Source organism: Stenotrophomonas sp. C9D9, assembly GCF_056491205.1.
Genome location: NZ_JBSZIF010000003.1, coordinates 680770 through 707513, shown reverse-complemented (window position 1 = coordinate 707513; position 26744 = coordinate 680770). Strand labels below are relative to the sequence as shown.

Here is a 26744-nt window from a genome sequence, read left to right as displayed (position 1 = left end):
CGCTGTACCCCATTCCCGCCTGATCCTGGAGAAGCCACCATGAAGTCCCGTGCCGCCGTCGCCTTTGGTCCCGGCCAGCCGCTGCAGATCGTCGAGATCGACGTCGCCCCGCCGAAGAAGGGCGAAGTGCTGGTGAAGATCACCCATACCGGTGTCTGCCACACCGATGCGTTCACCCTGTCCGGCGATGATCCGGAAGGCCTGTTCCCGGTGGTGCTGGGCCATGAAGGAGCCGGCATCGTGATGGAAGTGGGCGAGGGCGTGACCAGCGTCAAGCCGGGCGACCACGTGATTCCGCTGTACACCGCCGAGTGCGGCGAGTGCCTGTTCTGCAAGAGCGGCAAGACCAACCTGTGCGTGTCGGTGCGCGCTACCCAGGGCAAGGGCGTGATGCCCGACGGCACCAGCCGCTTCAGCTACAACGGCGAGCCGCTGTACCACTACATGGGTTGCTCGACCTTCAGTGAGTACACCGTGGTGGCCGAGGTGTCGCTGGCGAAGATCAATCCGGACGCCAACCCGGAGCACGTCTGCCTGCTGGGTTGCGGCGTCACCACCGGCATCGGCGCGGTACACAACACCGCCAAGGTGCAGGAAGGCGACAGCGTGGCGGTGTTCGGCCTCGGTGGCATTGGCCTGGCGGTGATCCAGGGCGCGCGCCAGGCCAAGGCCGGCCGCATCATCGCGGTGGACACCAATCCGTCCAAGTTCGAGCTGGCCCGCGAATTCGGCGCCACCGACTGCATCAATCCGAAGGATTTCGACAAGCCGATCCAGCAGGTCATCGTCGAGATGACCACCTGGGGCGTGGACCACAGCTTCGAGTGCATCGGCAACGTCAACGTGATGCGCGCGGCGCTGGAATGCGCGCACCGTGGCTGGGGCCAGAGCGTGGTGATCGGCGTGGCCGGTTCGGGCCAGGAGATCTCCACCCGTCCGTTCCAGCTGGTGACCGGCCGCAAGTGGTTGGGCACCGCCTTCGGTGGCGTGAAGGGCCGCAGCCAGCTGCCCGGCATGGTCGAGGACGCGATGAAGGGCGATATCGAACTGGCGCCGTTCGTCACCCACACCATGGACCTGGACAAGATCAACGATGCCTTCGACCTGATGCATGAAGGCAAGTCGATCCGTTCGGTGGTCCACTACTGAGCCGCGGCATGGGCTGGTTCGATGCCCTGCGCAGGCCGCGTGCGGACGATCCGCGCGCGGCCCTGGTCGATCCGATCGAGCAGGCCCTGCGTGCACTGGGCTGGGTCGAGGGTGTGGTCGGGCCGCCGCGCGCGGTGGATTCCGCCTTCGGCATCGACGAGATGCCGTTCGAGCACTGGCTGGCGCAGGTGTTCCTGCCGCGCCTGCACGAAGCCCGCGCGGATGGCCAATGGCCGCCACACAGCAACGTGGCGGTGGCGGCATATCGCAACCTGGACGGCCAGCCCGGTGTCGAACCCCTGCTGCAGCTGTTGTCGCAGTTGGATGAACTGATCAATACACGCGCCGGCTGAGGCCGGTACGCAGGAGAGTGCCATGGAACGCATTGAACACCGCGCCTGTTTCGGCGGCTGGCAGGACGTCTACCGCCATCATTCGACCGCGCTGGGCTGCGACATGCAGTTCGCCGTGTACCTGCCACCGCAGGCGGAAACGCAGAAGCTGCCGGTGCTGTACTGGCTGAGCGGCCTGACCTGCACCGAGCAGAATTTCATCACCAAGGCCGGGGCGCAGCGTTATGCGGCCGAGCACGGTGTGATCATCGTCGCGCCCGACACCAGCCCGCGTGGTGATGACGTGGCCGATGCCGAGGGCTACGACCTGGGCAAGGGGGCAGGCTTCTACCTCAATGCCACCCGCGCACCGTGGGCGAAGCACTACCGCATGCACGACTACGTGGCGCAGGAACTGCCGGCGCTGATCGAGGCGAACTTCGCGGTGACCGATGCACGCGCGATCAGTGGCCATTCGATGGGCGGCCATGGCGCGCTGGTGATCGCGCTGCGCAACCCGGGGCGCTACCGCAGCGTGTCGGCGTTCTCGCCGATCGTCGCGCCCAGCCACGTGCCGTGGGGGCAGAAGGCGTTCACCGCCTATCTGGGCGACAACCCGGCCGACTGGACGCAGTGGGATACCTGCGCGCTGGTGGCGACGGCCAGTGAGCGCCTGCCGCTGCTGGTCGACCAGGGCGAGGCGGACGAGTTCCTGCAGACCCAGCTGCAGCCGCAGCGTCTGCAGGAGGCCTGCGCAGCCGCCGGCCATCCGCTGACCCTGCGCCTGCAGCCCGGTTACGACCACAGCTACTACTTCATTGGCAGCTTCATCGGCGAGCACATCGCGCACCACGCCCGCGCCCTGCACGGCTGACGCCCCCGAAAAAAGGGGACGGAGGGGATTAAGTCGCTTTTGCCGCCGTGCCGCAAACGACTTAATCCCCTCCGTCCCCTTTTTTTACGTGGCCGTGGCGCGGGCGGGGCTATGGTGCGCGCGTACGGCCTTGTGGATCGGGGGATGCATGCCGGTAGTGCTGGCGCTGCTGTATGTGCTGTGCCATGGCCTGGTGCTGACCCTGTGGCCGGGCCCCGCCGGGGTGGGATCGTTCGTGTTCCTGACCGGTGCACCGTTGCTGGCGGCGGCCGCCTGCCTGTGGCGGGCGCGCCGCGACCGGGCGGCCCTGGGCTGGCGCGCCACCGCGCTGGCGCTGCTGCTGTGGGCGGGCGGCATGGCCTTCAACATGATCGATGCGCTGGGGGCCGGCCGTGCCGATATCACCCCGCAGGCAAGCCTGCTCCTGTACGTGCTGTACGGCGTGCCGCTGGTATTCATCCTTGCCCGCGCGCGGCGCGAGCGGCTCAGCATCAGCCTGATCGATGCGGCGATGGCGGCGCTGCTGGGCGTGCTGTTCTTCGTGCACACGCAGTCCTTCGCCGACCGGGTGGAGGTCGACCCGATGGCGATGGTCAGCATGCAGCGCATGTTCGACATCCAGAACCTGTGCATTGCCGGCTTTGCGGTGGTGCGATGGCTGGCCGGCGATGTGCCCGAGCGGCGCAGCGTGTTCCGCGCGCTGGCGCTGTACGCGCTGGCGTACCTGGTGGTGGCGTTCTACATCAACCACTACACCTCGGGGGATGCATTCGGCGCCTACAACGACCTGCTGATCGACCTACCATTCCTGCTGCTGGCGTTGCTGGCGCTGAGCCAGGCGCCCGCGCCGGTGTTCGTGCCGCACCCGCGGATGGCGCGCACCGTGCAGGCGGCGGGCCCGATGATCCTGCCGTTGCTGCTGTTGGTGGTCGGCACCCTGGTGGTCGACCATGCACGCCCCCTGGCGGTGGCCGGATTCGTGGTGGCGACGCTCGGTTTCGGCCTGCGCAGCATCCTGCTGCAGACCGACCTGCTGGAACGGCAGGCGGCGCTGGATCAGCTGGCGCGACGGGACGGTCTGACCGGGGTGGCCAACCGCCGCGAGTTCGATGCCCTGCTGTTGGCCGAGTGGAACCGTGCACGGCGCAGTGGTACCGAGCTGGGCCTGCTGCTGCTGGATATCGATCATTTCAAGGTCTTCAACGACCGCTACGGTCATCCCGCTGGCGACCGCTGCCTGCAGGCCGTGGCTGCGGTGCTGAAGGCGAGCGCCGGCCGCGCCGGTGACAGTGTTGCGCGCTATGGCGGCGAGGAATTCGCGGTGATCGTGCCCGGCAGCGCGCTGTCGGGCGTGCTGGCGCTGGCCGAGCGCCTGCGCGAGGCGGTGGAAGCGCTGCCGTTGCCGGAAGGATCGGTCAGCATCAGTATTGGCGTGGGCTACCTGCATCCACCGGCCCTGGCCAGTGCCGATCAGTTGCTGGCCGACGCCGATGCCGGCCTGTATGCCGCCAAACGTGCCGGCCGCAACCAGGTGATCCTGCATGCGCATGTGCTGGACGACGAGGGCAGTGCGCACGGAAGGATGGATTGCTGACCACGTTCTGTGTCCCGCCCCGGTATGCGATGGCGCGGTCGTACAGCGGTTGGCTCATCGCTGTCGCACCCAGCCGCCGGGATCGAGCAGCCTCAACCCGACCGGTGACAACGAGCGCTGCCGCAGCGGCAGGCTTGCCGCCTGCACGGCGCTGGCGCAGCGGGCCAGCTGTTGGCGCAGCGCTGCCAGCGGTTGATCCTCGCGAGGCCGTGCATGCCGCCATTGCGCGATGCGCAGCAGGCAGACCAGCAGGTCCAGTTCGCTGGCGGCAATGAACGGCGAGCCGGCCGGCAGCAGATCGATGGGGGCGGCGGGCGTGGCCAGCAGCGGCAACAGGCCGATGAAGGCGTCGCAGCCCGCCGCATCGAGCCCGAGCGCGCTCAGCTGGGCGAGGCCGTCAGGCTGCAGATCGGGATCGCGCAGCTGGCGGATCGCGCTCAGCAGTGCCTGTTCGCCGCGGCCGAACTGGCGGCCGAAGGCGCGGTAGCTGACCCGGGTAGGAAACAACGGGGAACGTGGGGCCATGGGGGCTAGGGGTGTGGGTCGCGGGTTTCCACCAGCACGGGGCAGGGCGCGTGGTCGATGGTCCATTGCCCGATCGAGGGTTCGAACAGACGTTCCAGCCGGGACAGGTGGCGATGGCCGATGACAATCAGGTCGCACTTCAGGCGCCGCGCCTGTTCGCTGATCACTTCGCCGGGGTCGCCGGTGGGAATCTGTGCGATGGCATCGACGCCGCGCTCGCGCAGCTCGGCCAGGGCCTGGGCCAGCACCGCCTCGGCCTGCGAGCGCTGCCGCGCGGCTTCCGGGTACTCGAGGCGGTCGGCGTCGCTGGCGTCGGCGGCCAGCGCGAATTCGGGGTCGAGCACGCACACCAGGTGCAGGCGGCTGCGCGGGCCGGCGATGGCCGCGGCCAGGTCCAGCACGCGTGCGTGCTGGGGGCCGCCGTCCAAGAGGGCGACCAGCAGGGTGTTGAACATGGGTGTCTCCTTGGCAGGCCGGGGATGGTCGCCGATGTCGCCGCGCGCACCCATGCCGTGCGGTGCAGGCAATAAGTGCACCGAATACAATCGATTTTTACTTGGAGTGTCGTAGAGTCCATTCCATCCATTGGAGACTGCCATGCCCCTGCCCGACCTCAACCTGCTGCTGGCCCTGGATGTCCTGCTGGACGAGGGCAGCGTTGCCGGAGCGGCCCGGCGCATGAATCTGTACGCGCGCCGGCCATGAGCCGCACGCTGGGGCGGATCCGCGACGCGTTGGGCGACCCGGTGCTGGTACGCGCCGGTCGCGGCCTGGCGCCGACGCCGCGCGCGCTGGAACTGCGCGAGCAGGGTACGCGATGTGATCGAGCAGGCCCACCGGGTGTTGAACGATGGACGTGAGGTGGACATCCAGACTCTGGAACATACCTTCAGCATCCACGCCAACGACGTGTTCATCGGCAGCTACGGCGGCCGCCTGCGGGAAGTGTTCCGCCAGCAGGCGCCAGGCTGCACGTTGCGGTTCATGCCAGAAGGCGATACCGACGACGACGCGATGGTGCAGGGCCGGATTGATCTGTATATCAGCACTGCCGGCAAGCATACGCAGGAAACCAAGGTGCAGAACCTGTTCACCACGGCACTGCTGGGCGCTGCGCGAAAGGATCATCCGCTGTTCGACGGCGATATCACCGCCGAGCGGTTTGCCGCCTGTGACCACATCGCCGTCTCGCGGCGCGGCATCGCGCATGGGCCGATCGACGACGAACTGGCACAGCTGGGCCTGCAGCGGCGGGTGGCGATGGTCATCCCCACCTTCCATGGCGCGATCTTCGCTGCAGCCGCCTCGGACCTGGTGCTGCCGCAGATGCCCAGCGTGATGCTCGATCGCATCGCCTACATGGGGCTGCCACTGCGCATGTTCCCATTGCCGGTGCCAGTACGCACGGTGGCGCTGGTGCAGGCCTGGCACCCGCGCTCTGGACAACGACCCGGCGCACCGCTGGCTGCGCCGTGCGATCAAGAGCATGTGCGACGCCGACGCTGTGTAATCGTGTGCCGACCAGCGGTCGGCACCCCCGCCAGACCCGTGCGCCCAGCGCACGCCTGGCATTGCCTCCACGCCATTTTTTGCAGTAGTAGGCCGACCTAGACTGCGCTCCCCACATTCACGGAGCGCACGCCATGTCGCTTCACCTGCCGTGCGCTGCACGGATCGGCCCGCGCCCATGAGCGCGATCACCGTGCCACAGGCCCCGGCCGCCCCACTTGCCCCTGCGTTCGATCGCCGCATCGTGGTCGGACTGTGCGGCGTGCTGCTGGTGGTGCTGCTGTCGGGCTTCAACGAGAACGTCACCAAGGTCGCGCTGGCCGACATCCGCGGTGGGATGGGATCTCAGTGCCGATGACGGCAACTGGATCACCGGCATCTACAGCGCCATGTCGGTCAGCGCGATGGCCTCGCTCCTGGTGTGCGGCCACCTTTTCGCTGCGCCGCTTCGGCCTGGTGATGATCGCCGCCTTCATGGTGCTGGGCGTGCTGTCCGCTGGCGCCGAACCTGCCGACCTTCCTGCTGCTGCGCGCATTGCAGGGCCTGGCCGGTGGTGCGTTGCCGCCGCTACTGATGAGCGTGGCGCTGCGCTTCCTGCCGCCGGGCATCAAGTTGTATGGCCTGGCGGGCTACGCGCTCACCGCAACATTCGGGCCGAGCATGGGCACGCCGCTGGCCGCGCTATGGGTCGAGCACGCGGGTTGGCAGTTCGCGTTCTGGCAGATCGTGCCGTTCTGCATGGCCGGTATGGTGATGGTCGGCTGGGGCCTGCCGCAGGACCCGATGCGCCTGGAGCGCTTTGCCCAGTTCAACGGCGTGGGCCTGGCCCTGGGGCTGCCGGCGCTGGTGATGCTGGTGCTGGGCCTGACCCAGGGCGCACGCCTGAACTGGTTCGACTCACCGCTGATCGCGGTGCTGCTGGGCGGCGGCACCGGCCTGCTGGCGTTGTTCTTCATCAACGAGTGGTTCCACCCGCTGCCGTTCTTCAAGCTGCAACTGTTGGCCCATCGCAATCTGAGCTATTCGCTGGTCACCTGCGTGGGCGTGTTGTTCGTACTGCTGGCGGTCATCGCCATCCCCTCCGGCTTCCTGGCCGGCGTGCAGGGCTACCGCCCGCTGCAGACCGCGCCGATGTTGTTGTGGGTGGCGCTGCCGCAGGCGATTGCGTTGCCGCTGGTGGCTGCGCTGATGAACCAGCATGCGGTGGATTGCCGCTGGGTGCAGGCGGCCGGGCTGGTGCTGCTGGCGGCGGCATGCTTCATGGGGGCACATCTGGATGTGCAGTGGAACCGCGACACCTTCCTGTGGGTGCAACTGCTGCAGGTCGTGGCGCAGCCGATGGCGGTATTGCCGTTGCTGCTGTTGGCGACCACCGGCCTGGCGCCGCAGGACGGTCCTTATGCCTCGGCCTGGTTCAACACCGTGAAAGGCTTTTCGGCGGTGTTTGCCGGTGGCGTGCTTGATGCGGTCGGACAGTCACGGCGCCACCTCCATTCCACCGCGCTGGTCGACCACCTGGGCAACCAGCCGTGGTTGTCAGCCAGCGCCGATCTGCCCGCGCGCCTGCACGCCCAGGTACAGGCGCTCACCTCGGCGGATCTGTACTGGCTGGTCGCGCTGGTGTCCCTCGGCTGCCTGCCGCTGCTGCCGTGGGCCACCCGTGTCCATCCGCCACGTGCCGTGGCCTGACCCTCACTCGTAAGGACTCCCTCATGAGCCTCAACAAGACAACCCTCAACACCGGCCTTGTGCTGGGCGTGCTGGTCCTGGCCATCGGCAGCTGGCTGCTGCTGCGCGACGGGCGCTACCAGCGCACCGACAACGCCTACGTCAATGCGGATTTCACCGTGGTCGCACCGAAGGTGGCCGGCTTCGTCAGTGCCGTGGAAGTAGAGGACAACCAGTCGGTGAAGGCCGGCGACGTGCTCGCCCGCATCGACGACCGCGACTATCAGGTCGCCCTGCAGGCAGCCCGCGCCGACCTCGCCAATGCCCGTGCACAGCTGGCCAACGCACAGGCTGCACTGGCCCAGCAGGACTCGCTGATCGAGCAGGCCAGGGCCAGTGTCGATGTCAGCCGGTCCGAACTGACCCTGGCCAGCGCCGACCAGCAGCGCTACCGCGAACTGGCCCGCGACGGCGCCGGCACCGTACAGAACGCGCAGCAGGCGCAATCGAAGCAGGCCGTGGCCAGTGCCCATCTGCAGCAGGGCCAGGCCGCACTGTCGACCGCACGCCAGCGCACCGACATCCTGACCGCCGGCGTGCAGGCCGCGCAGGCGGCGGTGCAGCGCGCAGAAGCGGCGCAGGCACGCGCCGAACTGGATCTGTCGCACACCGTGCTGCGCGCGCCGATCGATGGCATGGTCGGTCGTCGTGCAATGCGCGTGGGTGCCTACCTGACCCCGGGGACGCCGGTGGCTGCGGTGGTGCCGCTGAAGCGCGCCTTCGTGGTCGCCAACTTCCAGGAAACGCAGATGACCCGCATGCAGGCCGGCCAGCAGGTCGAACTGAAGGTGGACGTGTTCCCGGGCACGCCGCTGCGCGGGCACATCGACAGCATCGCGCCGGCCACCGGCGTCACCTTTGCAGCCGTCGCGCCGGAAAACGCCACCGGCAACTTCACCAAGGTGGTGCAGCGTATTCCGGTGAAGATCGTGCTGGAGCCGGGCCAGCCGCTGCTGGACCAGCTGCGTGCCGGCATGTCGGTGGAAGCCAGCGTTGACCTGGGCAGCCGCGCACGCGCACAGAGCGTGCAGCACGGACCGGGCCACAAGGGCGGGGAGGGCGCATGAGCGCCGCCACCGTGTTCCGCACCATCGTTGCGGCCACCTGTGCACGGCCCTGGCTGCCTGCACGATGGGTCCGGACTTCGTACGCCCGCAGGCGGAGCTGCCCGGCCACTGGCAGGGTGAGGCTGTCGCCGGCAACGCCATCGATCGGGACGCCGCATGGTGGGCCGGCTTCGACGACCCGCTGCTGGGACAGCTTGCCAGCCAGGTGCTGGAGGCCAACCTGGACCTGCAGCTGGCGGCCAACCGCGTGCAGCAGAGCCGCGCCGCGCGTGGCATCAGCGCGGCCGATCGCCTGCCCAGTGTCAGTGCAAGTGCCAGTGGCGTGCGTGCACGCAACAGCGAAGTGGGCCTGAACGATCCGTCCGGCAACGGTGGCCGTGACGACTACGGGCTGTTCCAGGCCGGCATTGGCCTGAGCTGGGAACTGGATCTGTGGGGCCGCGTGCGCCGCCAGGTGGAAGCGGCCGATGCACGCGTGCAGATGGCCGAGGAAGATGCACACGCGGTGCGCATCGCGCTGCTGGCGGAAACCGCGCGAGATTACCTGCAGCTGCGCGCGACCCGGCAGCTGCGGGCGATCACCGAGGACAACCTCAGCATCGCGCATGACATCAAGCGCCTGACCGAGGCGCGCCAGCGCCAGGGCGTGGCCAGCACGCTGCAGGTGTCCAGCGCATCAGCGCAGGTGGCATCGCTGCAGGCGCGCATCGCGCCGCTGCGGCATCGTGAATCGCAGCTGCGCAATGCACTGGCGTTCCTGCTGGCACAGCCGCCGCAGGCGCTGGACGCGCAGCTGCAGGATGTACGCCGTGACTGGCCGTCGTTGCCGGCCGTGGCGGTGGGCGTGCCCAGCGAACTGGCCGAGCGTCGCCCGGATATCCGTCGTGCCGAAGCGGCACTGCATGCGGCAACGGCCGGCATCGGCGTGGCCAAGGCCAGTTTCCTGCCGCGCATCACCTTGAATGGCGACGCTGGTTTCCAGGCCAAGCAGCTGGATGATCTGGACGGTTGGAACGCACATCGCTTCAGCATCGGGCCGTCGATCAGCCTGCCGATCTTCTCCAGGGTGGCCGGTTGAAGGCCAATCTGGCGCTGAGCCGGCTGCAGCAGCAACAATCGGCGCTGCAGTTCCGCCGCACCGTGCTGCAGGCGTGGCATGAAGTGGACGACGCCATCGATGGCTACGCAGCGGAGCAGCAGCGCACCGTGCAGCTGCACGTGGCGGTGGACGAGAGCGAGACCGCACTGGGTGCCGCGCGCCGGCAATACCAGGCCGGTGTGGTCGACATGCTGGATGTGCTGAGTACCCAGCGCATTGCGCTGGACAACCAGGCCGCGCTGGCCAACAGCCAGGCCACGGCCGCGATCGCACGGGTGGAGCTGTACCGCGCGCTGGGCGGCGGCTGGTAGGGAATCGTTGGGGTAGTGCCGGCCGCTGGCCGGCACCTTGATGGCTGTTGCGGTTGCCGGCCAGCGGCCGGCACTACCAGAGCGGGGCCTCAACGCACGTCGCGCAGTTCCCAGTGGTGGCCGGCCAGCAGGCGCAGGCGCTGCTTGAACACGTCACTGTCGATGCGGGTGATGGCGACCAGGTTGATGCGCAGGTCCTTCTGCTCGCCGGTCACGATGGCATCCGGGTCGGTCACGCCCCACTGCGGTTCCACCGCATCCGGGTCGGGCTGCTTGGCCTTCCAGCGCTCGAACAGCGTGCCGCTGCGCAGGGCGTCCTGCAGCTCTTCGGCGAAACCGGCGGCGCCCTGCGAATGGAAGGACAGGTCGGGGTCGTTGCCGCGGGCCTTGGACGGGTCGGGCAGGCTGATGTGGTACTGCGCAGGCATGGAGTTCTCCTTGAAGTGCGGCAAGGCTGGCACAACCGCGGTGGAATCGATGTGCAGATTCCGGCCGTGGCCAGCGCTCATTCGAACCGATGCGGCCCATCGGCAAAGCCCACGGTGACCGCGCCCTTGCCGACGTTGACCATGCCGGTCAGGCTCATCACCGATTCGTACACAGTCACGCCGTGGCCGGCGCAGACCTCCTTCATCTGTGCATAGCCGGGCAGGGTGCGCAGCTCGTCCAGTTCGCCGCCGTAGCTGACGCACACCGTCGGCGTCATCAGCCCGGCGCGCACGCGCTGGCCGACCACCGCGAACAGCTTCTGCACGGCACTGTCGAAGCCCTTGATCTTGGCTACCGGCCCGGTCTCGCCCCGGTAGCCGTGCAGCACCGGCTTGATGTCCAGCGCGCTGCCCAGCGCCGCGCTGAGCAGGCCGACACTGCGGTCACCCTTGTGCCGTGCACGTGCGCGCATGTAGTACAGGTCGCGGGTGATCATGTAGCCGTGCACGTTGCCGGCCAGTTCTTCCAGGCGCTCGCGGATCTGCTGCACACTGGCGCCGCTGTCACGCAGGCGCACCGCCTCCACCGCGGTCACGGCCTGCGCGGCGAACAGGTTCTGGGTATCGAGCACGCGCAGCGCGAACGGCGAGTTGTAGCCCGCTGCCTGCCGCACCGGCTTGTAATCATTGAGGATGGCGAAGCTGGCCTGCAGCGCATTGTCGTGGATCGGGCTGCGGGTCTTGGTGATGGTCATGCAGAACACGTGGTCGTAATCGATCACCAGCTGCTGCAGGAACAGGTCGCGGATCTGGTTGACGCTGAAGGGGATGGTCTCCGCTTCAGCGCCATGTTCGGCCACATGCGCGTGCAGGAAGCTCAGGGTGGCCTGCTTATCGCGATGATCGGCCAGCACGGCTTCGCCGATGCGTACGGTGATCGGCAGCAGCACGATGTTGTGCTCGGCAATGAAGTCCTGCGGCAGATCGCAGGCCGAGTCGACGACGATTCCGATGCGCATCCGCGGCTCCCCCTCCAGGGCGGTTGTAGGTTCGGAAACGTGAAATCTATCTCAAATCCTGGCGTGGCGCGCGAGCGAAACGCGCCACGCCCTGTTCAGCGACTGCGCTGCACCGCTACCGGCAGGCTGGCCAGGCGCTGCCATTCGGGTTGCTGCAGCAGGCCTGGATCGGCCAGCACCGCCGCCATCAGCGGGTGGGGGTCGTTGCCCCAGAACAGTTCGTCATCGATGGCCAGGGTCGGCACGCCGAACACGCCGGCCGCAATGGCGGCCTCGGTGTTGCGCCGCAGCTGTTCCTTGACCGCCGGGTCGGCGACGGCACTGGCGACATCCTCGATCCCCAGTCGCGCAGCCGGTTCGCGCAGGGCCTCGGCGCCGTCGGCGGCATTGCCGTCGCGCCAGATCCAGTCGAACAGCATGTCCACCGCCTGCACGCTGCCACCGGCGGCCAGGCACAGGCGCAGGGCGGACAGCGGATTGAACGGGTGGCCCGGCGGGAACCGCAGCGGTGTGCCCTCGGCCTGCGCAGTCCACTGCAGCTGGCGGTAGATGAAGCGGCGCTTGGCCGGAATCTCGGCCGGCCCGAGGTTGCCCAGGTGGTGCAGCACGGCACCGAAGGCAATCGGCACGGTCTGGATCTGGGCAAACTGTGGCAACCGCTTCAGCTTCTGCCAGTGCAGGTAGGAATAGGGCGAGACGAAGTCGAAGTACCAGCGCAGCGTGGCCATTGGCGGTTCCTTGCAAGCAGTCAGGGCTGCGCGTTGCGCAGCAGGTAGCGGTCGCGCAGTTCGGTCTGGCGCGAGCGCATCGGCATCGCCCGGCCGCCCAGCCAGACCTGTTCGGCATAGTGCGCCACGTCGAGTGGGTCACCTTCCCACAGCACCAGGTCGGCGCGCTTGCCCGGCTCGATGCTGCCGATCTGGTCGCCCACGCCGAACGCCTGCGCCGGCACCCGGGTCAGGCCGGCCAGGCCGTCGGCCCAGGGCAGGCCATTGGCCACGGCATTGCCCGCCAGCTGGCGCATCTTGCGTGCATTGTGCGAGGCGTCGCCACGCTGCACGAACGAGATGCCCACGCCGGAACGTTGCAGGCGTGCCGCGTTTTCCAGCGTTGCACCGATCTGGTCGAAGCTGGCCGGCAGGTTGGACAGCACGTCGACGAACACCGGCACCTGCGCGGCCGCCAGCTCCGGCGCCAGCTGCCAGGCTTCGCTGCCACCGGCAATGGCGATCTTCACCTTCTCGCGGGCGGCCCAGCGCAGCAGCTGGCGGATGTCTGCCGCGCGGTCCACCTCCACCACGATGCGGCCCTGGCCTGCCAGGTAGCGGCCCGCGTGCGGCGCCCGGCCGGCGTCAGCAGTGCATGCGGTGAGTCTGCGGCGACCTGGCCGCGCGCCTCGTCCACCATCTGCTGCAGCAGCATCCATTGCGCCGCACGCGAATGCCCGGTCAGCTCCACTGCGGCCGACCCCAGGCGCAGGAACAGCGCGCGCGGCCCGAGGGGATCGGCGTGCCGTCCAGCCGCATCACGCCGCCCTGGCCTGCAACGAAGCCGCCACCGGTGGCCGCCCCCAGGGCAGTGAAGCCGATGCCGTCCAGGCGTGCCACCGGGATCAGCACCGAGGCCGGGTTGTAGGCCAGGGTGACATCGAATTCGGGGCGCAACGGTTGTTCGCCGATCTTCAACGTGCTGTCGACCGTACTCGCTTCGCCGGAGACCTCTTCGATGCCGATCTCGGTGATGCCGCCGAACAGCGCCGGTGTCAGCGGGCGGCCATCGGCCTCGACCACGCTGGCACCGGCCGGTGCGGACAGCCCGCTGCCGACTGCGCGGATGATGCCGCCCTGCACCAGCACATCGGTGTGCTGCAGGCTGCCGCGCGTGCCGGCGGTATGCACGGTGGCGTTGCGGACCAGCAGGTCCTGCGCCTGCGCGGATGCGGAGATGCAGGCCAGCACCACGGCCGCAGCGCCGAGCCATGCCCGGCGACGCTTGTTCAACGCGCCCATCAGTGCACCTCCTGGCCGAGCTGGAAATCGGAACGCGGCGTCGCTGCCGGCGCACTGCGGTCGTACAGGCGGCGGCCGTCGATGAAGACCTGTTCGGCCAGCGCGTAGGAACTGAAGGGGTTGCCGTTCCACACCACAACATCGGCCATCTTGCCGGCCTCCAGGGTGCCGGTCTGGCCCTCGATGCCCAGCGCCTTGGCGGCGTTGGCGGTCATCCAGGTGATGGCGTGTTCAGGGCTGATCTCCGGCATGTGCGCGCGGCGCGCAGCGGCGATCACCTTGGCCGCTTCCTGGTTCAGGCGCTGGATGCCTTCGGGTGAATCGGAATGGACGATGGCGCAGCTGTTCTTCGGCCGGTCGACCAGTGCGATGTTCTCCGGAATGCCGTCGAAGGCTTCCATCTTGAAGCCCCACCAGTCAGCCCACAGCGCACCGCAGACGCCGTCGGCGGCCAGCCGGTCGGCCAGCTTGTAGGCCTCCACGCCGTGGTGGAACGCGGCCACCTTGAAGCCGAATTCCTTGGCCAGGTCGAGCATGGTGGCCATCTCGTCGGCACGGTAGCAGTGGATATGCACGCGGATGTCGCCTTCGATCGCGCCGGCCAGCGTGTCCAGCTTGAGATCGCGCTTGCCGCCGGCATCACCGGCGCTGTCGCCCTTGTCGCTGCCGAACCAGCCCGTGCGCTTGGCCGGCTTGGGTTTGTTCTTGGCGATGTAGTCGGCGGCATCGATGAAGGCGGCGCGATAGCCGGCGACGTTGCCCATCCGCGTGGCCGGGGCGACGCCCTTGCCTTCGCCGTAGACCCGTTTCGGGTTTTCGCCGCAGGCCATCTTCAGCCCCCACGGAGCACCCGGGAATTTCATCGCCTGGTAGGTGATGGCCGGTACGTTCTTCAGGGTCACGCCACGGCCACCGACCAGGTTGGCCGAGCCCGGCAGCACCTGCATGCTGGTCACGCCGCCGGCCAATGCGGTGGCGAAGCCCGGGTCCTGCGGCCACACCGAGTGCTCGGCCCAGACGTTGGCGGTGACCGGTGCGGTCATCTCGTTGCCGTCGCTGTGCGCGCCGACGCCCGGGCTGGGGTACACGCCCAGGTGCGAATGTACGTCGATCAGGCCCGGGGTGACCCACTTGCCCTGCGCATCGATGCGGGTGACGCCGGCATCGGCCTGCAGCTGGCGGCCCACGGCGACGATGCGGCCCTCGCGCAGCAGCACGTCGGCGTTGTCCAGGCGCTGGCCGGTGCCGGTCAGCACGGTGGCGTTCTGGATCAGTACCGGCGCATCGGGATGGGCCTGGTAGGTACTGGGGTAGGGATCAGCCACGAAGCGCGAGGCGCCTACTGCGGGCGCGGTGCTCAATGAAAGCAGCGCCAGTGTTACTCCGGCGCGCAACAACGTCGATGCCATGCAGTTCCCCTCGCAGCGTAGTCCAGCCGCCGACGCTAGCCGGACGGCGGCGTGCTTGCCAAGTGACCTTCTTCACACGCGTGCCGGCAATGCCTCGACGGGGCCGCCCGGCTGGCTGAAAATAGCCGGTCCCCACGCCGTACACCGGACCACCGCCCATGAAGAGCAAGCAGGAAATCGTCGACAACTGGCTGCCGCGCTACACCGGCGTGCCCCTCGACCAGTTCGGCCAGCACATCCTGCTGACCAACTTCGGGGGCTACCTGCATACCTTTTCCGAGCTGACCGGCGCCCCCGTCATCGGCCTGGACCGGCCGATGGCCAGTGCCACCATCGACGGCATCACCATGATCAACTTCGGCATGGGCAGCCCCAATGCCGCGATCATCATGGACCTGCTGTCGGCGGTGATGCCCAAGGCGGTGCTGTTCCTGGGCAAGTGTGGTGGCCTGAAGCGCAAGAACCAGCTGGGTGACCTGGTGCTGCCGATCGCGGCGATCCGCGGCGAGGGCACCTCGGGCGACTACCTGCCGCCGGAAGTGCCGGCCTTGCCGGCGTTCGCGCTGCAGCGTGCGGTCTCGACCATGATCCGCGACCTCGGCCACGACTATTGGACCGGCACCGTCTACACCACCAACCGCCGGGTCTGGGAGCACGACGAGGCGTTCAAGGAGCGGCTGCGGGCGATGCGCTGCATGGCCATCGACATGGAAACCGCCACCGTGTTCGCCGCCGGCTTCGCCAACCACATCCCCAGCGGTGCGCTGCTGCTGGTGTCGGACCAGCCGATGATCCCCGACGGGGTCAAGACCGAGGCCTCCGATGCCAAGGTCAGCTCCCAGTTCGTGGAAAACCATATCCAGATCGGTATCGAGGCGCTTAAGCTTATCCGGCGCAACGGCAAGTCGGTCCGCCACCTGCGCTTCGACGAATGATGATGATGGCCTGGCGCGGCGCGCCGGCCCTGGGGAGTAGGTGATGGACGTTGCCGCGCAAGTGGTGGAATTCTGGAAGGAGGCGGGCCCTGCGAAGTGGTTCGCCCGCGACGATGCGTTCGACGCGCAGTTCCGCCAGTTGTTCCTGGATGAGCATTTCGCAGCCGCTTCGCGCGCGCGCGAACACTGGCTGGCCAGTGCCGAGGGCGCACTGGCGCTGATGCTGCTGCTGGACCAGTTCCCGCGCAACTGCTTCCGCGGTAGCGCCCATTCCTATGCCACCGACGGCCTGGCCCGGCACTACGCCATGCGCGCCATCGAGGAAGGCCTGGACCTGCAGCTGGTACCCAAGCTGCGCGCCTTCATCTACCTGCCGTTCGAGCACTCCGAGGATCCGCTGGACCAGGACCGCTCGGTAGCGATGTTCGATGTGCTGGGCGACAAGGAATACCTGCAGTACGCCGAGCTGCACCGCGACATCATCCGCCGCTTCGGTCGCTTCCCGCACCGTAACGCCGTGCTGGGCCGCATTCCTTCGCCGGAAGAGCTGGACTACCTGGCCGAAGGCGGGTTTGCGGGGTAGATCCACGCCGTGCGTGGATGCAAAAAAAACGCCGGCGTTCGCCGGCGTTTTTCGCAGGTTTCAACCGCTGCCGATCAGTACTTCGGCACGCCGTTGTCGACGTCTTCCGACCAGGCGTTGATGCCGCCGGTGACGTTGAACACCTTGGTGAACCTCCAGGGCGCGGAACTGCTCGGCGGCCTGCGCGCTGCGGCCACCGTGGTGGCACATGAAGGCCAGCGCGGTGTCCTTGGGCAGGGCTTCCAGCGCGGCGCGGCCGGTGCCGTCAAAGGTCTTGAACGGCACGCCCACGGCGGCGATTTCACGCTCGTCGGCCGGGCGCACGTCCACCAGGGTGATGTTGCCGGCACGCACCAGGTCGTCGGCATCACGCACGCTGATTTCCTGCACCGGCTTCAGGGCGCGTATCGGGTTGTCGATGGCCAGGCCCTTGCCGCGGATGTCGTCCACCCAGTCGATGGTGATGCCGTTGGCGCGACGGGCGCTGGCCAGGTCGAACTGCACGCGCAGGCCGTTGGACTCGGCGGCGATGGCGCCTTCGTCGTGCGGGGCCAGCTGGAAGATCGGCTGGAAACCGGCGTCGATGGACAGCTGCAGGGCCGCGCCCGGGGCATCGGCCAGCGCGCCCTTGAGCATTTCCACGGCTGCCGGGGTGACGGTGATGCTCGGCGGGGTACGGTCCGGCGCGGCCAGGCCCAGCACGCTGCTCAGCTCGCCGCTGGCCGCCATCTGCAGCACGATGTCGCTGCCGCCGACCAGTTCGCCGTCGATGTACAGCTGCGGGATGGTCGGCCAGTCGCCATAGGCCTTGATGCCTTCACGGATTTCCTGGTCGGCCAGCACGTTGACGTGGGCGAACTCGACGCCGAGGTCCTGCAGGGCGCCCACGGCCTTGGCCGAGAAACCACACTGCGGCATCGACGGCTGGCCCTTCATGAACAGCACGACGCGGTTGGCGTTGAGGATGGATTCGATGCGCGAACGCAGGGCGGGATCGAGGGACATGGACGTCGGGGTTCCGGGAATTCGAGATCATCAATTCTAACCCTCATGGCATCATGGGGGATGAGCAACGCAGGAACGTTGCCGTAGCATCCCGACCCGGCCCTGGCGCTGGCTGCCCTGGCTGGTGGCGTCGCAGCTGGCCATGATCCTGGCCTGGGCGTTGGCCGGCTGGCACTGGGGGCTGCCGCTGATGGTGGCCAGCCACGCACTGTTCATGGTGCCGGTGTTCCTGCCCAACAGCCGCTTCTACGCGCCGGTGCTGAGCCGGATGCCGGAGGCCGGGGACAGCGTCTGGTTGACCATCGATGACGGTCCTGGCCCGGAAACCCGTGCCGTGCTCGACCTGCTGGACCGCCACCAGGCCCGTGCCACCTTCTTCCTGGTGGGCGAGCGCGCGCTGGCGCAGCCGGAACTGGTGCAGGAGATCCTGCGCCGCGGCCACGACCTGGGCAACCACAGCCACAGCCATCCGCAGGCGCGCTTCTGGCGGCTGGGCCCGGCGGCGATGCGCGCCGAGATCGAGGGCTGCCAGCATGCCCTGCAGGCGGTGAGCGGCCGCCCGGTGCGCTGGTACCGCTCGGTGGTGGGCATGACCAATCCGTTCGTGGCACCGGTGCTGCAACGGCTGGGCCTGGTCCGGGTCGGCTGGAGCGCACGCGGCTTCGACGGTATCGGCTGCACGGCGCAGGGGGTGCTCGACCGCCTGCTGCCGGACCTGCGCCCGGGCGCCATCGTGCTGCTGCATGAAGGGGCCGCCCACGGCCACAACCTGGCGATCATCGAGCGCGTGCTGCAGGCGCTGGACGAGCGTGGCCTGAAGGCGCAGCTGCCGGCCCTGTGACCCAGGGTTCTGGTCGCTTGGGGCAGCCGAGCATGGGCTCGGCTCTACAGCACAAGGCGTTCGGCCACCAGCAACCAGCTGTTGAACGGGGTTCGCCCATGCAGCGGCCGGGGCGCCGTCACCTGCAATCCGGCCTCGATCAATGTCGCCTGCAGCACCTGCGGGTCGGGGTAATGACGCGGCCGCGTGCCCATCCAGCCGACCAGCCAGGCCAGCCGGTCCGCCACCCGCGTGGTGCGGTCGCGGCCATCGCCGGTGGCCAGTGGCGTGCGCAGCAGCAGGCGGCCGCCGGGAGCGACCCGTGCACTGGCCGCGCGCAGCAGTGCCTGCTGTGGGCCCGCATCCAGGTACTGCAGTACATCCAGCAGCAGCACGTGCCCGACCTGCGCCGGCAGCGGTGCCTGCACGTCCAGGCAGTCGAAGCGCACATCGTGCAGGCCGGTGGCGGCACGCTGGGCGCGGGTGCTTGCCGGCATCCACGTCCACGCCCAGGTAGCGCTGGGTACGGCCGCGCTGGCGCAGCACATGGGCGAACAGGCCCAGCCCGCAGCCCAGGTCCAGCAGTGGATGCCCGTCGTCAGGCAGATGCTGCAGCACGCCGTCGTACAACGGGTCGCTGCCGAGTTTGCCGCGGGTGTAGTAGTAGTCGCGGCGGCTGCCCCAGGCCTGTACCGGGCGGAACGCCTCGGCGATCGCGCGGGCCTGCGCGGCGCTCAGGGGTGTGCAGGGCAGGGGCGGGCCGTTCCGTGGCGTGCCATCCATCGCCTCAGTCCGTTCCGCCGAGCAGGTGTGCGGCGACCGGCAGCGCGCGCGCGCTCCACAGCGCGTACATCCGCGCCGAAGGGTGCAGGCCGTCTTCGGCGATCATCGCCGGGTCGTCACCGTGGTCACGGCTGATGTCGGTGATGTCGACGAAGGCCACGCCCTGCTGGGTGCTGATCACCTCGGCGGCCGCATTGAATTCGTCGGTTTCGATCTCGATGGTGGCCAGGTCCCGGCCACTGCCCGTGCCAAACGGGGTCGCGCCCCAGTCGGGGAAGGACAGCACCAGCACCCGCCCGGGGCGGCCGCCGGCGAAGCCGATCGCTCGCCGCAGCAGGGCCTCGAACTGGACGCGGTACTCGTCCAGCGGACGGCCGCGGTACTGGTTGTTGACGCCGATGAGCAGGCTGACGAAATCGAACGGGCCCTGTGGTGCGGCCGTATCGATGCCGGCGTCCAGCTCGTCGGTGGTCCAGCCGGTGGTGGCGATGGTCTGCGGGTCGGCCAGCGCCACGTCCTGCCCACGCAGTGCGGCGGCCAGCTGGTGTGGCCAGCGGCCTTCGACTGCAACCGCTTCACCGATGGTGTACGAGTCGCCCAGCGCCAGGTAGGACAGCGCCACGGCTCAGGCCACCGAACGGCGTGGCTTCAGCGGCACGACCTTGGTGGCGTCCTCGGCACGGCGGGCCAGCACGCGGTCGATGCGGGCGAACACATCGCGCATCACCGAGGCTTCCGGCAGCAGGGTCACGCGGAAATGATGGCGGTAGGGCACGTTGAAGCTGGAACCCGGTACCACCAGCACGCCTTCGTTGTTCATCAGGTCCAGCGCGAAGTTGTGGTCGTCGAAGCCCTTGGCGGCGGCACCGACCACGGCCGGGAACGCGTACAGCGCACCGGCCGGCGCAACCAGCGACAGGTGCTCGCTGGCTTCGCAGGCTTCGATCACCGCGCGGCGGGTTTCATACAGGCGGCCACCCGGGGTGCACAGCTCGGAGATGGTGTCCGGGCCATTCACTGCGGCCTCGATGGCGTACTGGCCCGGCACGTTGGCGCACAGGCGCAGCGCGCCGAGCAGGTCCAGCGCGGCGCGGAAGTCGCCCAGGCGCGCGTCGTCGCCGCTGAGGTGGGCCCAGCCCACGCGCCAGCCGCAGGCACGGTGCACCTTGCTCAGGCCGCTGAAGGTCAGGCACGGGTGGTCGCCGGCCAGCGGCGCGACCGGCTGGAACACCGCATCGTCGTACAGGATCTGGTCGTAGATCTCATCGACCAGCAACAGCAGGTTGTGGCGGCGCGCGATCTCGACCACGCGCTCGAGCAGTTCACGCGGGTAGCTGGCGCCGCTGGGGTTGTTCGGGTTGATCAGCACGATGGCGCGGGTGCGCGAGGACACCAGCGTCTCGATCTCGCTCGGGTCCGGCTGGAAGCCGTTCTCGGCAGCGCAGCGGTAGTACACCGGGCGGCCATCATTGAGGATGGTCGAGGCCGACCACAGCGGGTAGTCCGGCGAGGGCACCAGGACTTCGTCGCCCGGGTTGAGCAGCGCGCGCAGCGACAGGTCGATCAGTTCGCTGACGCCGTTGCCGACGAACACACGGTCGGGATGCGCATCCGGTGCGCCACGGCGGGCGTAGTACGCCGCGATGGCTTCGCGTGCCACCGGCAGGCCCTGCTGGTGGGTGTACGGGTCGGTGCGGCCCATGTCGTCGGCGATCGCGCGCTGCAGGTGCTCGGGCGCGCGGAAACCGAAGTTGCCCGGGTTGCCGATGTTGAGCTTGATCAGCTTGCGGCCCTGCGCCTCCAGCTCCCGGGCTCGCCGCGCCAGTTCTCCGCGGATTTCGTAGCGCACTTCGGAAAGGCGCTCGCGGATGGCCAGGGGCTTGGGCGAGAGGGTGGACATGGGGGCTGGGCCGTCAAAAGGCATGGGGATTCCATCCTACCGGAATTGCTGCAGTGCATGGCAAGGGCTCCGGGCTTGTCATTGCTGGGCTGGCAGGGCGCCGGCGCAGGTAGAATGGCGGCGATGACCCAGACCCCCGATTTCATCGCCCTGCAGACCATCGGCTGGCCCTGGCCGGGCCCGGCGCAGCAGGCCGACTGGCAGGCCGTGATGGCCGCGCACCCGCAGGCCCGCCCGGCACGGGTGATCGAACAGCACCGTACCCACTACGTGGTGGCCGATGGCCCGGATGCGGCGATCAAGGCCGAGTCGCTGCCGGAATGGCAGCGCCCGCGCTTCCCCAGCCATGAGCGGCCGGCCGTGGGTGACTGGGTGCTGCTGGACGGCATCCGCATCGTCGCGCTGCTGCCGCGTCGCACCGCGATCAAGCGTGGCGCCGCCGGTGAGCACTACCACCAGCAGGTGATCGCGGCCAACATCGATACGGTGTTCATCGTCTGCGGCCTGGATGCCGACTTCAATCCGCGCCGCATCGAACGCTACCTGCTGCTGGTCGGCGGTGGCGGTGCCGAACCGGTGGTGGTGCTGACCAAGGCCGACCAGACCGAGTACAGCGCGGATGCGCTGGCGGTGCTGGAAGAGCTGGAGATGCAGGGCATCGCGCTGCATGCGATCAACGGCCTGGACGCCGACAGCGTGGCGGTGCTGCAACCGTGGCTGGGTCCTGGTCGCACGGTGGTGCTGGTCGGTTCCTCCGGTGCCGGCAAGTCCACATTGACCAACACCCTGCTCGGCGAGCAGCGGATGAAGACCAACGCGGTGCGTGCCAATGATTCGCGCGGCCGCCACACCACCACCCATCGCGCGCTGATGCCGCTGCCGACCGGCGCCTGCCTGATCGACACCCCCGGCATGCGCGAGCTGAAGCCGACCGGCGAAGAAACGCTGTCCGAAGGTGGCTTCGCCGACATCGAAGCGCTGGCCGCACAGTGCCGTTTCAACGACTGCAAGCACCAGCAGGAACCGGGCTGTGCCGTACGTGCGGCGATCGAGGCGGGTGAGATCGAAGAAAGCCGGCTGCTGAACTACTTCAAACTGAAGGAAGAAGTGGCCGCCGCTGCCGCCAAGCTGGCAGTACGCCAGGCCGAGACCGCGCAGGAGCGCGGCGGCAAGAAGGGCAAGGGCCAGCAGTTCCGTCCGGCAGGCAAGCCGCGCCGGCGCTGATTGGTATCGCGGGGTCGGATCCCATTGCACCGCAATGGGCTCTGACCCCTGCAATGAACTCGCGTCTGCCTGCTTCGGGTGGGTGCTAACTGCCCGCTCATGGTAGGTGCCAACCTTGGTTGGCACGAATGTGTCCGAAGCCTGCCTTTGCCTGCTCATGGTAGGTGCCAACCAAGGCTGGCAGCTGCCCGATGCTCCGCCCGTCCCAAAGCAAGAGCAGAGCGCTATAGTCCGCGCATGGAACCGACCGCGACGCTGGACCGTGAGGTGGCCCACCATGCAGCGCTCGATGCGCGCCTGGTCGAGGCCGTGGGAGGCATCCGGCTGCTGGGTCTGACCAGTTGGCCGGCCACGCTGCAGGCACCGTTCCTGGACAGCGTGGCGCGTGGCCAGCCGGTGCTGCCGAAGGTGGATTACCCCCGGCTCGACTTCAGCGAAGAACGCCGCGCGCTGGCCGCGATCGCTGCCGACTGCGATGACAGCCATCCGCTGGGCCACTACGTGCGACAGTCGGCGCAGAGCTGGGACCTGGCCGCGCAGCTGCTTGAGGGGCTGGGTACCGCCGCCGTCGATACCTGTTCGGTGCAGCTGTTCGGCGCGCCGGAGCAACCGCTGCCGGGCAATGGCCCGAGCACGCGCGAAGCGGCGCGCCACTTCATCCAGATCGCCGCCGAGCTGGACCACGAACTGCTGGCACCGGAAGAGCAGGTGCCGGTCTCGGCCATTGCGTTGCAGCTGCAGCTGCAGAACGATCTGGACGCCTTCTTCGAATCACGCATCATCCAGGTGCAGCTCGACCCGGAGCTGGTCTCCAAGGCCGCTGCCGGCCCGACCCGCATCCGCCTGCGCACCAGTGCACGCTTCAGCGCCTACGACCGCGCGCAGCTGTTCCACCATGAAGCGCTGGTGCATTCGCTGACCGCGTTGAACGGGCGCGAACAGCCGGTGCTGCCGAGCCTGGCGCTGTCGTCGCCGCGGGTGACGGCCACCCAGGAAGGGTTGGCCACCTTCGCCGAGCAGATCACCGGCAGCATCGACATCGAACGCCTGAAGCGCATCAGCCTGCGTACCGAAGCGATTGCGATGGCACGCGAAGGCGCTGATTTCATCGAAGTGTTCCGCTATTTCTGCGATGCCGGGCAGAACACGGAAGAGAGCTTCGCCTCGGCACAGCGCGTGTTCCGCGGCGTGCCGCCGAGTGGCGGCCTGGCGTTCACCAAGGACACGGTGTACCTGCGCGGCCTGGTGTCGGTGCACACCTTCTTCCGCCACATGCTGGCCGAGGATCGCCTGCAGGTCTGCCGCTGGTTGTTCGCGGGCAAGATGAGCCTGACCGATGCGATCGCGTTCGCGCCGCTGTTCGAGGCGGGTGTACTGAAGCCACCGCGCTGGCTGCCGCACTGGGTGAGCCGGGCGAACGGCCTGGCCGGCATGCTGGCGTTCTCGCTGTTCGCCAACCGGATACGGATGGACCAGCTGGCGCCGGAATGAAATGCGTTGGCGGCTTGTGGCGTCTCGATTGATATCGGGGAGAGCGGGGGGCATGCGCTGGCCAGGACGCGCCGCAAGTACGTCCCTGTAGGCTCGGCCACGGCATCCATGCCGTGGACGGTCCTGGCCAGCGCAAGCCCCCCGCTCCAGACAATTTCCCGCGAGACGGCCAGCAATCCACCAGAGGGATTGCGCTTGAAGAGCTTGAAAAGCAAAGAGCCGGGCAATGCCCGGCTCTTTGCTTTTGCTCTTGCTTTTCATTGCCTCCGCGCCGGCGCGGGGAACTGTCCAGCGTGGGTAGGCAGGCCCATGCAGGACCGTGAGGCGCATGGATGCGCCGATCGAGCCCCCATGGATGGATTTACGGCGTGTCCTGCATGGGCCTGCCTACCCACGCCATGCAGGAACAATCAACGCGCCGCAGCGCCCGCTTTCGATTTAGAACTCCGCCGCCACCGTCATGAACAGCTGCCGCGGTGCACTCGCATGGATCGCATAACGCGTGCCCTTCGGATCGGTCGGTGCGAACGAGCTCAGCTGGCCGGCGTAGCGCTTGTTGGTCAGGTTGGTCGCGTTCAACGACACCCGCACGTTGCGCAGGCCCAGGCCCGGGCCGAAGTCGTAGCCCGCACCGGCGTCGAAGGTGGTCACGCCCGGCACCGACTGGTCGTTGGTGTAGGTGTAGTAGCGCTTGCCGGTGTACTTGGCACGCAGGCTGGCGAAGAAGCCGTCGCGGTTCCAGCTGATTTCGCTGGAGGCCATGCGCTGCGGCGTATCCACCGTGATCTTGCCGGCCACCGGAACGATCGCGCCGCCCGAGGTGTAGTCATCCTCGTAGGTGGACTTGTTCCAGGACAGCGCGTTGTACCACTGCAGGCCGTCGATCGGCTTGAAGATGAAGGTCAGTTCCGCACCGTAGCTCTTCACCGAACCGACGTTGATGAAGCGCGTCACGCACTCCGGGCGCGTGCCCACTTCGATGCTCGAGCACGGGTTCAGCGACAGCAGGCGGTTGTCGAACTTCACGTTGTAGGCGGCGATCGAGGCCTGGTACTTCTCGCCGAAGGTACGGAAGCCGGCTTCCAGGCTCTTGGACTTCTCCGGTTCCAGGCCGGCGCTGGCCGCGAACGATTCCGGCGACACCTGCAGCGGGCCGCCGCTGCCACCGCCGACGAAGGCAGCGATGTTCTCGGCATACGAGGCGAACAGCTCGTTGTTGGCGTTGAGCTTGAAGCCCACGCCCACCTGCGGCAGCACTGATTCCTTGGCGGTCAGCGTGCCCGAGGCGATGCTGGTTTCCACGCCCGGCTTGGCAGTGGCGCGCATGCGGGTGTTGGGGCTCTTGATGCCCACGTCCACGGTCAGGCGCTGGTCCAAGAAGCGCATGCGGTCCTGCACGTAGAACTGGCGCGTGCGGATGTCGAAGTCCTGGTTGAACAGCAGGCGGTCCGGGTTCTTCAGGTACAGGTCGTCCAGGAACGGGCCGCTGATGTAGTAGAAGTTGCGCGAGACGTTGTGGTCGTTCTGCTCGTACCACAGGCCGGCTTCCAGTTCGTGGATGCCCACCGTCCACGACAGCGCGGCGGTCAGGCCATCGCGGTTGATCGTGTAGTTGGTGCTGCGGATCGAGATCGGCAGCATCTTGTCGGTGCCCGGGTAGGACGGCTGGCCCGGTGCCCACCAGTGGCCCTGGCCACGGTTGTCGTGGTGGTAAGCCAGCAGCTTCAGGCGGCCCTGCTCGCCTAGGCGCAGGTCGGCATCCACCGAATACAGGTTGTCGTCACGCAGCGCGCGGCTCTGGTAGTACGCATCGTCGATGCTGTTGACGCCGCCGCTGAACGCGCAGCGCGCCTTGTTGTAGGTGCCCGGCGCGCAGTACGCGGCAGCGACGGCGCGGTCCCAGTCCGGTGCGTAGATGTTCCAGTCATAGCCCAGGCCGCGGGCCAGCATGTCCTTGGACAGGTAGGCGTAGTTGGCCTGGCTGGCGCGCGAGGTGGCCACGAACGCACCGAAGCGGTGGTCGCCGACATTCCACACTGCCTTGGCGTTGAACTGGCGGGTGGTCTGGTTCTGGTACGGCGCGGCCCACATGTCCTGGTCCTGGTGCACGCCGGACACATAGGCCGAGAAGCCATTGATGTCGCCGGTATCCACGCGCAGGTAGCCACGGCGCTGGTTGTTGTCGCCGACGGTGACGCTGGCGCGACCACCGAATTCGGTGGACGGGTCCATCGAGAAGTACTGGATGGTGCCGCCCAGGTTGCTGGTCGAGGCCACGCCCAGCGAACCGATGCCCTGCGACAGCTCGGCACCGGCCAGGTTCTCGGCGATGATCGCGCGGGCGATGCTCAGGCCGTTGTAGTTGCCGTAGCTGTTGTCGCCCAGCGGGATGCCGTCCAGCGTGTAGCCGAGGCGGCTCTTGTCGAAGCCACGCAGGCTGATGGTCTGCGATTCCTCGTTGGCGCCGAAGGCATCGTTGGACTGCACCGACACGCCCGGCAGGCGATCGAGGATCTTCTGGCCGCTGGTGCCCGGCGGCAGCACCTGCTTGTCGACGGCGGTGATGCGCTGCACCTGGCGGGTCTCGCCCTGGCCGATCACGGAGACGGTATCCAGCGTCTGCGCGCTCAGCGCGGCCTCGGTGCTGGCGCCGGTATCGGCGGCGTTGGCGGCATGGGCGCTGGCGGCGGCGGAGAGCGCGATCGCCACGGCGATCGTCAGGTGTCGGGTCTGCATGGTGGTCCGTTGCATTGGGGGTGGTCACCGGCACGGGTGCGCGGTGCATGGCCACTATGCGAACGGAACATGAAACCTTCTTTACGAAAAACCAACGAACGGTGCAGGGCACCCGCGCATGTCCCGCCGCCGAATGAAAAAGGGGCCGGATCCCCCTCGCGAGCGAAGGTTCACCGGCCCCCGCGCACTCCGTGGGGGAGGCGCTCCACGCGT

18 protein-coding genes and 7 pseudogenes are annotated in these 26744 nt (G+C 68.1%); 13 read left to right on the top strand and 12 right to left on the bottom strand.

Features of this window, described 5'->3' with window-relative positions; all coding sequences use genetic code 11:
* The first annotated feature begins 39 nt into the window (after positions 1 to 39).
* From ACXI0D_RS05185 to ACXI0D_RS05170, 4 genes are all read left to right on the top strand, one after another.
* Positions 40 to 1149 carry an S-(hydroxymethyl)glutathione dehydrogenase/class III alcohol dehydrogenase gene (locus tag ACXI0D_RS05185; RefSeq protein WP_049442879.1) on the top strand — a complete coding sequence of 370 codons (1110 nt, stop codon included), beginning with the start codon at positions 40 to 42 and terminating at the stop codon, positions 1147 to 1149.
* An 8-nt stretch (positions 1150 to 1157) separates the two neighbouring features.
* Positions 1158 to 1502, top strand: coding sequence for a YqcC family protein (locus ACXI0D_RS05180; RefSeq protein ID WP_049442880.1), 345 nt, complete (start codon positions 1158 to 1160; stop codon positions 1500 to 1502).
* A gap of 22 nt (positions 1503 to 1524) precedes the next feature.
* Positions 1525 to 2355 carry an S-formylglutathione hydrolase gene (gene fghA, locus ACXI0D_RS05175; RefSeq protein ID WP_049442881.1) on the top strand — a complete coding sequence of 277 codons (831 nt, stop codon included), beginning with the start codon at positions 1525 to 1527 and terminating at the stop codon, positions 2353 to 2355.
* 148 nt (positions 2356 to 2503) lie between these two features.
* Complete coding sequence (locus tag ACXI0D_RS05170) at positions 2504 to 3949, top strand: GGDEF domain-containing protein (protein ID WP_049442882.1); 1446 nt, start codon at positions 2504 to 2506, stop codon at positions 3947 to 3949.
* Between the two features lie 54 nt (positions 3950 to 4003).
* On the opposite strand, the gene ACXI0D_RS05165 is transcribed toward ACXI0D_RS05170, so the two are convergent.
* Together ACXI0D_RS05165 and ACXI0D_RS05160 are read right to left on the bottom strand one after the other, a co-directional pair.
* Entirely contained in the window at positions 4004 to 4474 is a 471-nt protein-coding gene (locus ACXI0D_RS05165) for a hypothetical protein (protein ID WP_049442883.1), read from the bottom strand.
* 5 nt (positions 4475 to 4479) lie between these two features.
* A complete protein-coding gene (locus ACXI0D_RS05160; RefSeq protein WP_479642379.1) occupies positions 4480 to 4929 on the bottom strand; it encodes a universal stress protein in 450 nt (149 codons plus the stop codon).
* 142 nt (positions 4930 to 5071) lie between these two features.
* On the opposite strand from ACXI0D_RS05160, the pseudogene ACXI0D_RS05155 reads away from it, so the two are divergent.
* From ACXI0D_RS05155 to ACXI0D_RS05140, 4 genes and pseudogenes are all read left to right on the top strand, one after another.
* A pseudogene (locus ACXI0D_RS05155) lies at positions 5072 to 5984 on the top strand (LysR family transcriptional regulator).
* Positions 5985 to 6161: 177 nt separating this feature from the next.
* A pseudogene (locus tag ACXI0D_RS05150) lies at positions 6162 to 7673 on the top strand (MFS transporter).
* 23 nt (positions 7674 to 7696) lie between these two features.
* Positions 7697 to 8779, top strand: a complete 1083-nt coding sequence (locus ACXI0D_RS05145) for an HlyD family secretion protein (protein ID WP_479642378.1) — start codon at positions 7697 to 7699, stop codon at positions 8777 to 8779.
* Positions 8776 to 10189, top strand: a pseudogene (locus tag ACXI0D_RS05140) (efflux transporter outer membrane subunit). Before ACXI0D_RS05145 ends, ACXI0D_RS05140 begins: the two are co-directional and overlap by 4 nt.
* Before the next feature lie 89 nt (positions 10190 to 10278).
* On the opposite strand, the gene ACXI0D_RS05135 reads toward ACXI0D_RS05140, so the two are convergent.
* The 5 genes and pseudogenes from ACXI0D_RS05135 to ACXI0D_RS05115 all read right to left on the bottom strand — a co-directional run bounded on the left by ACXI0D_RS05135 (position 10279) and on the right by ACXI0D_RS05115 (position 15054).
* The gene (locus tag ACXI0D_RS05135; RefSeq protein ID WP_049442934.1) at positions 10279 to 10617 is read right to left on the bottom strand and encodes a hypothetical protein; all 339 of its coding nucleotides are present in this window, start codon (positions 10615 to 10617) and stop codon (positions 10279 to 10281) included.
* Positions 10618 to 10694: 77 nt separating this feature from the next.
* Complete coding sequence (locus ACXI0D_RS05130; protein WP_479642377.1) at positions 10695 to 11636, bottom strand: DegV family protein; 942 nt, start codon at positions 11634 to 11636, stop codon at positions 10695 to 10697.
* A 95-nt stretch (positions 11637 to 11731) separates the two neighbouring features.
* The gene (locus ACXI0D_RS05125) at positions 11732 to 12364 is read right to left on the bottom strand and encodes a DsbA family protein (RefSeq protein WP_479642376.1); all 633 of its coding nucleotides are present in this window, start codon (positions 12362 to 12364) and stop codon (positions 11732 to 11734) included.
* Between the two features lie 20 nt (positions 12365 to 12384).
* Positions 12385 to 13645: pseudogene (locus tag ACXI0D_RS05120) on the bottom strand (amidohydrolase family protein).
* Entirely contained in the window at positions 13645 to 15054 is a 1410-nt protein-coding gene (locus tag ACXI0D_RS05115; RefSeq protein WP_049442891.1) for an amidohydrolase, read from the bottom strand. The pseudogene ACXI0D_RS05120 and the gene ACXI0D_RS05115 overlap by 1 nt, the downstream one beginning before the upstream one ends.
* 158 nt (positions 15055 to 15212) lie before the next feature.
* Here ACXI0D_RS05115 and ACXI0D_RS05110 point away from each other — a divergent pair, with 158 nt between their 5' ends.
* Positions 15213 to 15989: an AMP nucleosidase gene (locus tag ACXI0D_RS05110; RefSeq protein ID WP_005414446.1), complete on the top strand. Its 777-nt coding sequence runs from the start codon at positions 15213 to 15215 to the stop codon at positions 15987 to 15989.
* A 43-nt stretch (positions 15990 to 16032) separates the two neighbouring features.
* On the top strand, positions 16033 to 16572 hold the full coding sequence (locus tag ACXI0D_RS05105) for a DUF924 family protein (protein ID WP_049442892.1): 540 nt from the start codon (positions 16033 to 16035) through the stop codon (positions 16570 to 16572).
* 74 nt (positions 16573 to 16646) lie between these two features.
* On the opposite strand, the pseudogene grxD reads toward ACXI0D_RS05105, so the two are convergent.
* A pseudogene (grxD, locus tag ACXI0D_RS05100) lies at positions 16647 to 17577 on the bottom strand (Grx4 family monothiol glutaredoxin).
* A gap of 60 nt (positions 17578 to 17637) precedes the next feature.
* On the opposite strand from grxD, the pseudogene ACXI0D_RS05095 reads away from it, so the two are divergent.
* Positions 17638 to 18418 (top strand): annotated as a pseudogene (locus ACXI0D_RS05095) (polysaccharide deacetylase family protein).
* Between the two features lie 44 nt (positions 18419 to 18462).
* Here ACXI0D_RS05095 and ACXI0D_RS05090 read toward each other — a convergent pair.
* From ACXI0D_RS05090 to ACXI0D_RS05080, 3 genes and pseudogenes are all read right to left on the bottom strand, one after another.
* Positions 18463 to 19180: pseudogene (locus tag ACXI0D_RS05090) on the bottom strand (methyltransferase domain-containing protein).
* Between the two features lie 4 nt (positions 19181 to 19184).
* Positions 19185 to 19802, bottom strand: a complete 618-nt coding sequence (locus tag ACXI0D_RS05085; RefSeq protein WP_119006769.1) for an SGNH/GDSL hydrolase family protein — start codon at positions 19800 to 19802, stop codon at positions 19185 to 19187.
* 3 nt (positions 19803 to 19805) lie between these two features.
* Complete coding sequence (locus tag ACXI0D_RS05080; protein WP_432592924.1) at positions 19806 to 21080, bottom strand: pyridoxal phosphate-dependent aminotransferase; 1275 nt, start codon at positions 21078 to 21080, stop codon at positions 19806 to 19808.
* A 114-nt stretch (positions 21081 to 21194) separates the two neighbouring features.
* On the opposite strand from ACXI0D_RS05080, the gene rsgA reads away from it, so the two are divergent.
* Positions 21195 to 22304, top strand: coding sequence for a ribosome small subunit-dependent GTPase A (gene rsgA, locus ACXI0D_RS05075; protein WP_479642389.1), 1110 nt, complete (start codon positions 21195 to 21197; stop codon positions 22302 to 22304).
* A 237-nt stretch (positions 22305 to 22541) separates the two neighbouring features.
* Entirely contained in the window at positions 22542 to 23795 is a 1254-nt protein-coding gene (locus tag ACXI0D_RS05070; RefSeq protein WP_049442898.1) for a flavohemoglobin expression-modulating QEGLA motif protein, read from the top strand.
* Positions 23796 to 24233: 438 nt separating this feature from the next.
* Here ACXI0D_RS05070 and ACXI0D_RS05065 read toward each other — a convergent pair whose 3' ends face one another.
* Positions 24234 to 26531 (bottom strand): TonB-dependent receptor, encoded by a 2298-nt coding sequence (locus ACXI0D_RS05065; protein WP_479642375.1) that lies wholly within the window; start codon positions 26529 to 26531, stop codon positions 24234 to 24236.
* Positions 26532 to 26744 lie beyond the last annotated feature (213 nt).